This window comes from Pinibacter aurantiacus, from assembly GCF_019130065.1.
GTDB classification, from domain to species: domain Bacteria; phylum Bacteroidota; class Bacteroidia; order Chitinophagales; family Chitinophagaceae; genus Pinibacter; species Pinibacter aurantiacus.
Genome location: NZ_JAHSPG010000001.1, coordinates 819,163 through 830,493, shown reverse-complemented (window position 1 = coordinate 830,493; position 11,331 = coordinate 819,163). Strand labels below are relative to the sequence as shown.

At 41.1% G+C, this 11,331-nt stretch carries 10 protein-coding genes; 4 read left to right on the top strand and 6 right to left on the bottom strand.

The annotated features are described in order from the left end of the window. The first annotated feature begins 160 nt into the window (after positions 1-160). From KTO63_RS03030 to KTO63_RS03015, 4 genes are all read left to right on the top strand, one after another. A complete protein-coding gene (locus KTO63_RS03030) occupies positions 161-880 on the top strand; it encodes a tRNA threonylcarbamoyladenosine dehydratase (RefSeq protein ID WP_217789641.1) in 720 nt (239 codons plus the stop codon). Between the two features lie 149 nt (positions 881-1,029). Continuing rightward, positions 1,030-1,539 (top strand): 5-(carboxyamino)imidazole ribonucleotide mutase, encoded by a 510-nt coding sequence (gene purE, locus KTO63_RS03025; RefSeq protein ID WP_217789640.1) that lies wholly within the window; start codon positions 1,030-1,032, stop codon positions 1,537-1,539. Between the two features lie 190 nt (positions 1,540-1,729). Continuing rightward, the gene (locus KTO63_RS03020; protein ID WP_217789639.1) at positions 1,730-2,125 is read left to right on the top strand and encodes a response regulator; all 396 of its coding nucleotides are present in this window, start codon (positions 1,730-1,732) and stop codon (positions 2,123-2,125) included. Positions 2,126-2,138: 13 nt separating this feature from the next. Next, entirely contained in the window at positions 2,139-5,201 is a 3,063-nt protein-coding gene (locus KTO63_RS03015; RefSeq protein WP_217789638.1) for an ATP-binding protein, read from the top strand. A 108-nt stretch (positions 5,202-5,309) separates the two neighbouring features. Here KTO63_RS03015 and KTO63_RS03010 read toward each other — a convergent pair whose 3' ends face one another. From KTO63_RS03010 to KTO63_RS02985, 6 genes are all read right to left on the bottom strand, one after another. Next, entirely contained in the window at positions 5,310-6,356 is a 1,047-nt protein-coding gene (locus KTO63_RS03010) for a glycosyltransferase family 9 protein (protein ID WP_217789637.1), read from the bottom strand. 182 nt (positions 6,357-6,538) lie between these two features. Next, positions 6,539-7,555: a glycosyltransferase gene (locus KTO63_RS03005; protein WP_217789636.1), complete on the bottom strand. Its 1,017-nt coding sequence runs from the start codon at positions 7,553-7,555 to the stop codon at positions 6,539-6,541. 273 nt (positions 7,556-7,828) lie between these two features. Then, on the bottom strand, positions 7,829-8,947 hold the full coding sequence (locus KTO63_RS03000; protein ID WP_217789635.1) for an ABC transporter permease: 1,119 nt from the start codon (positions 8,945-8,947) through the stop codon (positions 7,829-7,831). Then, positions 8,944-10,050 (bottom strand): ABC transporter permease, encoded by a 1,107-nt coding sequence (locus KTO63_RS02995; protein WP_217789634.1) that lies wholly within the window; start codon positions 10,048-10,050, stop codon positions 8,944-8,946. The genes KTO63_RS03000 and KTO63_RS02995 overlap by 4 nt, the downstream gene beginning before the upstream one ends. Before the next feature lie 51 nt (positions 10,051-10,101). Further along, positions 10,102-10,482 (bottom strand): four helix bundle protein, encoded by a 381-nt coding sequence (locus tag KTO63_RS02990; protein WP_232373001.1) that lies wholly within the window; start codon positions 10,480-10,482, stop codon positions 10,102-10,104. Between the two features lie 90 nt (positions 10,483-10,572). Then, on the bottom strand, positions 10,573-11,316 hold the full coding sequence (locus KTO63_RS02985; protein WP_217789633.1) for an ABC transporter ATP-binding protein: 744 nt from the start codon (positions 11,314-11,316) through the stop codon (positions 10,573-10,575). Between the last annotated feature and the right edge of the window lie 15 nt (positions 11,317-11,331).

The following is an 11,331-nucleotide window of genomic DNA, read 5'->3' as shown; positions in this document are numbered from 1 at the left end:
GAGAGTTGAGAGTTGAGAGTTGAGAGTTGAGAGTTGAAAAAGGATAACTGCCTAAGATACAAAACGATGTTTAGATATTGTATTGAATTTCAAATCGCACTTAACTCTCAACTCTCCATTCTCAACTCTCAACTATATTTGCATCCTAACGCAACCAATTATGATCCCTTACTGGATGAGTAGAACCCAGCTGTTGTTGGGAGATGAAAAAGTAGAAAGATTACAATCGAAAAATGTATTGGTGGTAGGCCTGGGTGGAGTGGGAGGAATTTGCGCGGAAATGATCGCTCGTGCCGGCATTGGAAAAATGACGATTGTGGATGCGGATGTGGTGGACCTCAGCAATGCCAATCGCCAAATACCGGCCCTTCATTCTACCGAGAAAAGATTAAAAGCGGAAGTGATGGCCGAACGCATCCGTGATATCAATCCTGCAATAGAATTAACCGTTATTCCCGAATTTATTGAAGGTGAAAGAACTCGCGAGATTGTGAAGAATGGGCAATTTGATTATGCGGTGGATTGTATTGATACGCTTTCGGCGAAGGTTAATTTTATTAAGATTTGCATCGAACTGAGAATACCAATGGTAAGCTCTTTGGGTGCAGGCGGGAAAGTAGATCCTTCGCAGGTTGAGACGAGTTTTTTGTCAGAAACATATAGTTGTAAACTTGCCCGCTATGTTAGAAAGCACCTAAACAAGGTGGATATTTCCAACGTAAAAGCTGTTTTCTCGCCGGAAGATATCGACGAAGATCGTGTGATAGTAACGGAAAAAGCGTTGCCCAAAAAATCCATCATCGGAACGATTTCTTACATGCCAGCGATTTTTGGTTGCACGTGTGCCAGTGTGGTCATCAGGGATCTGATGACAATTTGAAAATGTGCTGATTTGAAAATTTGAAAATTCATTGTGTGTAGCATTAAGCGCATTCAGGAGAAAGTCGGAAATGCAGCAGGGAAAGAATTTTCAAATTAGCACATTTTCAAATTTTCAAATTACCTTGCTCTCAAAATCTACAAGAATCTATGCATGTTGGAATAATTATGGGCAGTGATAGTGACCTGAGCATAATGCAGGCTGCTGCTGATGTTTTAAAAGAATTTGGCATTTCGTATGAGCTTACTGTGGTATCAGCACATCGCACACCGTTGCGTATGGTGGAATATGCACAGAAAGCAAAAGAAAGAGGTTTAAAAGTGATTATAGCTGGTGCCGGTGGTGCAGCGCATTTGCCAGGCATGGTTGCTTCGATTACCTCTTTGCCGGTGATTGGTGTTCCTATTAAGTCTTCCAATTCGATTGACGGTTGGGATTCAGTTTTATCTATTCTGCAAATGCCAAACGGTATTCCTGTGGCAACGGTCGCATTGAATGCTGCAAAGAACGCGGGTATACTTGCGGCAACAATTCTCGGTGCATTTGACGAAAACCTCGGAAACAAAGTGGCTACCTATAAACAAAACCTCGAAAAAGAAGTTTTGAAAAAAGTGGACAAGCTAAAGGAAGGCGGCCAGCCGAATGGTTTTGATGCATAAGAATAACTGATTAACTGAATAACTGAAGGCTTATGTTTAGTCAAGCTCTTCGACTTTAAACATTCAGTTATTCAGTTAATTAGTTATTCAGTTACTAAAATCTCCCCCTCTCTTTACTCATTTCACATTAAATATTATTTTTAGGGAGTAAACGCTAAACCTCGCAGTTATTCGCAACCGTTTCAATGTTATGAACCAAGCTCCGACAATTCTGCTTATCGACGACGACCTGGATGACCAGGAGATTTTTGAATTGGCTGTCAGGGAAACAAACAGAGCCATGCAATGCGTTTATGCAAGCAGTGGTTTCGACGCGCTTAAACTGCTGGAAAACGATCCCTCTTTCTTACCAGAATATATCTTCATTGATCTGAACATGCCAAAAATGGATGGGAGAAAATGCCTTGTCGAAATAAGGAAAATGCCCCGCCTGAATAATGTTCCCATCATTATCTACTCTACTGCCGATGACGAAAGGTCGCACGCGGAGACAAAAGAGATGGGCGCCTCAAAATATATTGTAAAGCCTACCAGCTTGTCGGCTCTCGTAGATACGTTGGCCGAATTATTTAAAGTATCCATCTAAAAAAGATAACCTGATGACCGGAGCCAAACTAGAATCTGCTTCGTTACTGCTTTTTGAAGGTGGTGGCGAAACGGGTGAGCTGATGAAGTCGATGGATTGGGGAAATACAGCGCTCGGAAGTGTGGAAGAATGGCCCCAAAGTTTAAAGACCTGTGTGCGTATCATTTTGACATCGCGTCAGCCCATGTTTGTGTGGTGGGGAAAAGAGCTGATCAATCTTTATAACGATCCCTACAAGGCGATTGTGGGCGGAAAGCATCCGTGGGCGCTGGGCAAACCAGCTTCTGAGGTGTGGTCGGACATTTGGGACGAAGCTGGACCGAGAGCGCAAATATGCCTGCAGGAAAATACCGGCACCTACGATGAAGCTTTGTTGCTCATCATGGAGCGCAACGGCTATCCCGAGGAAACCTACTACACTTTTTCATATAGCCCCGTGCCGGGTGAAGATGGACGACCGGCGGGAATTATTTGCGCAAATACAGACGATACAGACCGTATAATCGGTGAACGCCAATTGAGAACTTTGAAAGATCTGGGCAAATACATTCTTGATTGTGCAAGCAATGAAGAAGCTTATCAGAAGACCATACATATTTTAAAACAGAATCCGCACGATTTTCCCTTCGCTGCTATTTATGAAATTAAAGATGAAAAGATCGCAAAGTTGCAAGATGCAACAGAGAACCGTTTGAAGCCCCTTTTACCGGATGAAATAGATATTCATTCACAACAAGGTATTGCTTCCCTTTTTCGGCAGGTGATTGACGAAGGCAAATTGAATGTATTTAAGAATGCGCAAGAAGTTATCGGGCAGGTTACCGGAAGTGCATGGACAAAAGCGCCCAGTAATTGTCTCGTAATTCCTCTGATGCAATCCGGTCATTCATTTCCCTTTGCCTTAATGGTAATTGGTTTAAATCCTTTTCGCCAGCCTGATGAAAAATATCTTGATTTCTTCAGACTGGTTGCAGACCAGGTGGCGACTTGCATAAGCACATTATACGCGTATGACCAGGAGCGTAAACGTGCGGAGGCGCTTGCGGAAATTGACAAGGCGAAAACACTTTTTTTCAGCAATATCAGTCATGAATTTCGTACACCACTTACTTTGATGCTCGGTCCTTTGGAGAGCATGCTTGGAAATGCCGCAGATCTGCATGATGATCATATTGCCAATATAGAATCTACGCATCGCAATGCCATGCGGTTATTGCGACTGGTGAATACTTTGCTTGATTTCAGCCGCATTGAAGCAGACAGGGTTCAGGCACGTTTTTCGCCCGTAAATTTATCTCAACTCACTACAGACATTTCCAGTGCATTCAGAAGTGTTATAGAAAATGTGGGACTTGAATATAAAGTGAGCGTAAGGGACCTGAGCAGCAACGTGTATGTGGACAGGGAAATGTGGGAGAAAATTGTGCTGAATCTTTTATCTAACGCTTTCAAGTATACGCTGTCGGGCAAAATTGAAATACAGCTGGAAGAGAAAAATGGTAATGTGCTGCTGAGTGTCAGCGATACCGGTATTGGCATTCCTGAAAAAGAATTGCCGCAATTGTTTAACAGGTTCTACCGTGTGAAGAACGCCGGTGGCCGCACTTATGAAGGAACGGGCATTGGACTTTCGCTTGTAAAAGAGTTGGTAGAGTTGCACAACGGTACTATTGACGTAGAAAGTAAAGAAGGCGTTGGATCTGTCTTCAGTGTGTGCATTGCAGCGGGAAAAGATCACTTGCCGGCAGATCAGATCCAGGAAAGAAACGATGAAGTTTTTACCGCCTCTCTTTCCAACATTTATGTAAATGAAGCCATAAGCCTCACGGGAGATAAACAAGGGAAAGACGCTGTAGCGACGGAAAAAATAAATGGGAAAAAATATCGTGTTCTTGTAGTGGATGACAATAGTGATATGCGTGATTATGTGGGTCGTTTGCTCAACAAAGAGTATGAAGTAGTGACAGCAGAAAACGGAAAAGATGCATTGGGCAAAATTTATCATCAGAGGCCGGATCTTATTCTAAGCGACATCATGATGCCAGTGATGGATGGTATTGAATTGCTGCATGCTGTTAAGGGCAGTCCTTCAACTGATACCATCCCGGTTATTTTTATTTCTGCAAGAGCAGGGGAGGAAGCAAGAATAGAAGGCTATAATATTGGTGCAGATGACTATCTCGTAAAACCTTTTTCTTCCAAAGAATTATTAGCCAGGGTACGTTCGCAATTGAAAATTGCCAACATGCACAAAGAAGTAAATGACGCACTGGAAAATAAAGTAAACGAAAGAACAAAGGAATTACAGAAGGCTTCTGAAAAACTTGAACAGATAAACACAGAACTCAGAAGAACCAACAAAGAGCTGGAACAGTTTGCCTTTGTTTCGAGCCACGACCTGCAAGAGCCGCTTAGAAAAATACAAACCTTTGCGGACCTCATTAACAGGAATATTGAACAACCTGCATTTGATGTAAAACGCTATCTCGAAAAGATAAACGCTTCTGCAGAAAGAATGTCGATTTTGATAAAGGACCTTCTTAACTTTTCTAAACTATCTAAAATAAATGAAGAGTTTGTGCAGACGGACTTAAACAAAATCCTGCAGGATGTTATCAGCGATTTTGAAGTGTTGATCAAACAAAAGAATGCGGAGATTAAATTCACATCCCTGCCCATAATCAAAGCCATTCCATTGCAGATGAACCAATTGTTTTATAATCTTATCAGCAATGGATTAAAGTTTAGCAACCGAGAGAGACCCGTGATTGAAATAAAATGTGCCGTTGAAGAAGGGAAAAATATTGTCAATGGCAAATGTGATCTGGCAAAAGATCAAAGCTACTTGCACCTGTCATTTAAAGATAACGGAATTGGATTTGATCAATCGTATGCGGACCAGATCTTTACTATATTTCAGCGTTTGAATAACGATAAACAACGATTCAGCGGAACAGGCATTGGCCTTGCGATCTGCAAAAAAATAGTGGAAAATCATCGTGGGTGCATTGCAGCGCACGGCGCGGAGAATGCAGGTGCCACTTTTGATATTTATTTGCCCGTGGCAAATGACTGAATAACTGAATGACTGAATAACTGAATAATTGAATAACTGAATGTTTAAAGTCAAAGAGTTTGACTAAATATAAGCCTTCAGTTATTCCGTTAATCAGTTATTCAGTTATTATTCCTGAAACTTTATCGGCACTAACTTATCCTGCTCGTGCGAACTAGACTTTTTGCTTTTTAGTTTGTTGAGCATGAGTACAACCTGCATGAAAACTTTATCTACCTGGGGATGTTTTTGCCAGTCAAAGAATACATGTTTTTTTTTGTTCAGTTTCACCAGCTCATCGCAGGAGCCATCGACATTAACGACTACGCTCGGTGTTTCGCAAGCAATCGCCATTTGCGCCATGGCTGTGCAACTGCTCACCACCATCAGTGCATTTTTAACCAGTACGCCCCATGCGCCAAGAGTGGTTTTGCCTGTAAGATCAATAACGGGATAGCGAATGTATTTAATCACTTCATTGTTAATATCCACGTCCTCTTTGGAACCGGTGATCAACAATGTGTATCCCTGTTCGACGAAATAATTTGCTATCAGGGCAAAATAGCGTGGTGGCCACTGGCGCCAAACACCCCGTGCCCCAGCGTGAATGCAAATAAATTTTCCGGAATAAAGAGGAAGAAGTAAGTGCTCAAACTCTTTGTAATCTTTTTCGGTAAGTGGAAATTCGAGCTTGTTATTGTTCGTGTCAATACCCAGGTGATTGAGCAATTGCAGCAAACGGTCAGTGGTTGTTATGCTTTCATCATATGCAATGAAGAGATCAGCATTGGAGGGATGTTCCTTTGGATAAAAACCAGCAACATGAGCAGCGCCAAACAACAAAATCATTTCGTTAATGCCGGTGCCGTCATTGTGCATTTGCAAAACCAGATCAAACTTTTCGTGACGCATCATTTGCACAAAATGCAAAAAAGTATGTGCATCTGTTTTCGGTTCTTTTAATACTTCGTAACCGGGAAATTCAATGAAACGATTGATGTATTTCGAAAAACGAGAGACAAAAGCAGCCGCAGAAGGTTTGCTGATCAAAGCTATTTCAGCATCAGGAAATGCTGTTCGTAAAGCTCTGAAAGCAGGCACGGCTGATAACAGATCTCCAAGAGGTAAAGCGCGGAAAATGGCAATTTTGCGAATGTTGCCCTTGTCTAAAATCATGAACGAAAATTTTAATCACAATGGTTTTTCAGTCTCACAGTTACAGGATAGATGTGATTAAGATTTCACGGGCCGGATTGTAAATGGAAAATCAGTGGTAAGTTAGGTAAATAATGTCGCTTAATCTGGTAAGAACTATATAAGACTGACAGCCATAAGAGCTTTTTACTTTTGACTTAACACTAGGCAGACGCGGGAATACCATCGCTGCTATTGAAATAGGATTCGTACTTCTTCTTGTTTTTGGAAGAATGCAATATTCTGGCTTTATATGTGCCGCGCAATGACCAATAGATAGAAAGAAATGGCAGAAACATAGAGGTGGCCATCATTTCGACAATATTCGTAAAAGACGGAATGATGTTTTCCATTCGCTTGATGGTAAGCAAAATAACCATCAGGAACCATGTGGCTAAAGCAATCAATGCAAAAGGATTAAGGTCCCAGGCCCAGCCCACAAACGTAAATACGAAAAGGATTGTCATGATAAAGTAATTTGCCCACGGTATGCTCTCGCTGCTGCTGCTGTTGCTGAATAATTTTGACTTGTAAATATGTTGCTTCGATTGCAGGATGCTGATACCCCAGTTAACATCTCTCACTGCATTGAAACTGGACGCACCATCAACGTGTATAAAAGGAACATTGGTGGTGAGCATTTTAAAATGCAGCGCATTTTGATCGCCCCAACTTCTTGCAAAATCTTCGTCGAAACCTTTTATTTTATTCAGCGTTGTTTTAGCGCTTGCACAGTTTGCAGCTGATAGTGGCTGCTGTTCATTCTTTGATGTGTCAAGAAGAGAAATCCTGCTCGTGTTCACGTTGCCAATGAACACGATACTTTCATGTTGGTGTTTCTTATATTCCGTCCAAAAGCTTTCTGCCCAGTCTGCCGTGGCAATGTGGTCGTCGTCAATAAAAGCCACTAGTTGCCCTTTTGCCATTTGCCATCCTAAATTTCTTGCTGCATCTCTTCCTTTTTTATAAGGCATATAACAAAATGTGATAATGGTGGTTTCCGGGATTGATTTGATGAGATCAAACACAATCTGATGAGTTGCCATGTCGGGACCGTCGGAAACAACAATGATCTCGTATTTGTGTTTATCGAAACTTTGAGAAAGTAATGCTTTAAGGCATTGCAGCAATGCGGCTGGGTGCTGATAAGTGGGGACTACGATTGACAGGCAGATGTTCATAATTTGGAGGTAGAGGATGAAATAAAATGTTTGAGTTCAACCCAATAGGGGAAACAATCAAATTATATACCTGCCCGGATTCGAGTATTCAAAGAGCACACGGAAATAGTAGGGTAGAAAATTCTACAATTTGAAGGGGCACACAGATGACGCCGATTGGACTGATTTACGCGGATTTTGGTTGAATAGTTCGACCACTAATAAACATTGACCGGCCCTTCAATCAAAAAAATCAGTGCAGATCAGCCAAATCTGCGTCATCTGCGTGCTCTCTCAGCTCGTCTTTCGGTAATTCCAGATCGCCCAGCTATTCAGCACTACGGCAAAAATGATCTCGATGAAAAATTGTTTTTTGATATCGGCAAATGTGCTGCCTTTTAAAACGATCATGCGCATCACTTCAACAAAGTGAGTGACAGGTGTAAGGTTGGAAATCGCTTTTGCCCACTGCGGCATATTTTCCACCGGACTAAATAATCCGCTCATTAAAATAAAGATCATCATAAAGAAAAATGCAACAAACATTGCCTGTAATTGATTACTGCTGTAAGTTGATACGAGCAGTCCGAAACCAAGCAATGCGATCATATAAACGCTTACAAACAAATACAGTGTTGCAATGCTGCCCACAGGTATGATGCCATAAACAAACCTTGCAATCAATAGCCCCAACGTAAAATCAAAGATGCCAATGAGCCAGAAGGGAATCATTTTACCTAAAATAAATTCCCATTTTTTAATAGGCGTAACGTTGATCTGTTCTATGGTTCCGATCTCTTTTTCACGAACAATATTTAATGCAGCAACGAATCCACCAACCATAGTAACCAACAACGCCAGGATAGCCGGTACCATAAACTTGTGATAGTCCATCAAAGGATTAAACCAGTTGGAATAATCTATGCCTATGGTACTGACAGCGCTGAGCCGTTGCGGCTGCACCCATTTTAATCGGACGTCGCTGTTGAAATCTGAGAGTACATTGGTGAGGTAGGCGCTGCCAATGGAGCCTTTGACACCGTTGATGGCATCTGCGGCAAGGAAGACTTTTTGATTGTTTTCACGAATAAGATTGCGTTCAAAGTTTTGCGGTATCTCAAGAATGATGTCTGCCCTTTCATGCTCCACAAGATGCAGGGCTTCCTTATACGAATCGCTGTAACTCGCTATGCGAAAATATCCGGACGCGCCGATCTTATTAACCAGTTGTTGCGTGTAAGTTGAGTGATCGTGATCTACGATTGCAACGTTCACATTTTTGACATCGAAATTTGCGGCCAGCGGCATTATCAGCAGCTGTATCATTGGCATGATGAAGATCAGTGGCAACAAGCCTTTGTCGCGAAATATCTGTTTAAATTCTTTACGCAATAAAAATTTTAATGTTCTCATGCGAGTCGAATTTTAAAGTTTCTAAAACTAACGGTTAACAGGAAAACGCACATGCCCAAAAGGATGAGCGTTTGTTTCCACACCGCCTGCAATCCAAGTCCTTTCAGCATCACAGCCTTCACAATATAATAATACCAACGAGATGGAACCACGTGGGAGATTACTTGCAACGGTACCGGCATATTTTCCAGTGGAAAAAGAAAGCCTGTGAAAAGTATGGTAGGTAACATCATACCCATCATGGAAATGAGCATGGCTGTCTGTTGAGAATTCGTAACGGTGGAAATCAGCAAACCCAGCGAAAGACAAGTGATAATAAACAATGTGCTTTCCATCAACAATAGAAAAATATTTCCCCTTATTGGCACACCCAGCACATAATTACTCAACAGCAGGATAACTATAAGATCAATGAATGACAAGGCAAGAAAAGGGATCACTTTTGAAAGGATAACATAGAGTGGTTTGAACGGCGAAACCAGCAGGATTTCCATTGTGCCCAGTTCTTTTTCTTTTACAATAGAAACAGAAGTCAGGGTAGTGCAAATGATCATCAACACCAATGCTATAACGCCGGGAATAAAATTCATAGAGCCGTTTAACTCAGGATTATAAAGCATTCTCAGCTCTGGTTGTATTTGATAAGGAATTTGAACGTTTGTATTGATCTCCGTTTGATAATTGCTGATGATAGCGATCAAATAGTTTGTCAGCGTTCTTGCAGTGTTCGGGTCACTTGCATCAGCTATGATTTGTATACTGGCGTTGTTCGTATGTTTTAAGTCATCATTAAACGAAGAAGGAAATATGATCGCGCATTTTATTTTGCCTTGCTTAAATGCCTTGTCCATATCGTCGTACGACAAAATATTTCGCTCAATGGTAAAATAGCTGCTGGCAGCGATCTTCGTAATGATCTTTTGTGTCGATGCATCCTTCGAATAATCGACTACCACAATCTTTGCGTTCTTGATTTCGCTGGTAAGGGCAAAACCAAAAAGTAAGATTTGCATTATCGGCAAACCAAAAAGAATCAACAGTGTTCGCTTGTCACGAAACACGTGGTAAAACTCCTTTCTTACGAATACTAAAAATTGCTTCATTAATTGAAAATTGAAAGTTGAAAATTGAAAATGTTTTTTTGCTAAACGCTATTAGGTTTTCATTTTCACACTTGTTTTTGTTGTTTTAACAATACTTGCTAATAATCTCAAGATCTCTTCGCAATTCTTTTTGATAGATTCATATTCGTTTGCTTGTAAATAACCACCTTCTTTTAAAAGTAATAGCCAGTAATTAGTTTCGTTTGCTTCTTTCAGGCCGATACTCATTTTGTGTAAAAAATCGAGCTTAGATTGCGCGTGCTCCGCTTCTTTTATCATGGCTCCAACAGCTGTTCCACTTCTTAATATTTGTTTGGATAGTACATACTCTTTATGTTCAGCACAAAGGAATTTGTATAAGTTGACAATTCTTATTGCAAATCCTATCGATTTCTGCGCAATTATGTTTTCATTCATCTTTAATACGTTCATTAAATAATTTAAATCAGGAAATTTATTAAGTTCGTATTGTTGAGGTCTACTAAAGGGAAACAAACATTTTCAATTTTCAACTTTCAATTTTCAATTATCTGACCGCTTTGCACCACGGGCCAATTCATAGAACACTTCATTCATTGTTTCGGCCGAGAATTGTTTCTTCAAATTGGTTGGAGAGTCCAGCGCATCAATTCTACCGTCTACCATGATTGAGATTCTGTTGCAATATTCCGCTTCGTCCATATAGTGTGTCGTTACAAACACCGTGATGCCATCATCTGCTGCTTTGTAAATCAAATCCCAAAACTGTCTGCGGGTGATCGGGTCAACGCCACCTGTTGGTTCATCCAGAAATACAATTTTGGGTTTGTGAATGATCGCAACGGAGAACGCCAGTTTTTGTTTCCAGCCCAAAGGCAATTCGCCCACCATTTTCTTCGCTTCTTTTTGCAGTCCTAAAGTATTGACCAATTCTTCGCCCTTCTCCTTCAGTTGTTTGTCTGATAAACCATAGATGCCGCCAAAGAATTCAATGTTTTCCAGAATCGAAAGATTTTCATACAGCGAAAATTTCTGACTCATGTAGCCGATATGCCGTTTGATCTTTTCCTGTTGCTTGTACACATTGAAGCCCGCTACGGTAGCCTCTCCCGAACTTGGAAAGGAAAGTCCGCAAAGCATGCGCATGGCAGTGGTTTTGCCGGCACCGTTTGCGCCCAGAAAGCCAAATATTTCACCTGTATTCACTTCAAATGAAATCTTGTTGACAGCAACAAAATCGCCGAACTGCTTGGTTAGGTCCTTGCATATGATGGCTTTTTCTTCCATGACTCTATGTTTGTT

What these genes read in the sequence shown, in the direction of transcription:
- KTO63_RS03030 (WP_217789641.1), top strand. Translation starts at nt 161, where the DNA reads ATGATCCCTTACTGGATGAGTAGAACCCAGCTGTTGTTGGGAGATGAA.
- purE (WP_217789640.1), top strand. Translation starts at nt 1,030, where the DNA reads ATGCATGTTGGAATAATTATGGGCAGTGATAGTGACCTGAGCATAATG.
- KTO63_RS03020 (WP_217789639.1), top strand. Translation starts at nt 1,730, where the DNA reads ATGAACCAAGCTCCGACAATTCTGCTTATCGACGACGACCTGGATGAC.
- KTO63_RS03015 (WP_217789638.1), top strand. Translation starts at nt 2,139, where the DNA reads ATGACCGGAGCCAAACTAGAATCTGCTTCGTTACTGCTTTTTGAAGGT.
- KTO63_RS03010 (WP_217789637.1), bottom strand. Translation starts at nt 6,356, where the DNA reads ATGATTTTAGACAAGGGCAACATTCGCAAAATTGCCATTTTCCGCGCT.
- KTO63_RS03005 (WP_217789636.1), bottom strand. Translation starts at nt 7,555, where the DNA reads ATGAACATCTGCCTGTCAATCGTAGTCCCCACTTATCAGCACCCAGCC.
- KTO63_RS03000 (WP_217789635.1), bottom strand. Translation starts at nt 8,947, where the DNA reads ATGAGAACATTAAAATTTTTATTGCGTAAAGAATTTAAACAGATATTT.
- KTO63_RS02995 (WP_217789634.1), bottom strand. Translation starts at nt 10,050, where the DNA reads ATGAAGCAATTTTTAGTATTCGTAAGAAAGGAGTTTTACCACGTGTTT.
- KTO63_RS02990 (WP_232373001.1), bottom strand. Translation starts at nt 10,482, where the DNA reads ATGAACGTATTAAAGATGAATGAAAACATAATTGCGCAGAAATCGATA.
- KTO63_RS02985 (WP_217789633.1), bottom strand. Translation starts at nt 11,316, where the DNA reads ATGGAAGAAAAAGCCATCATATGCAAGGACCTAACCAAGCAGTTCGGC.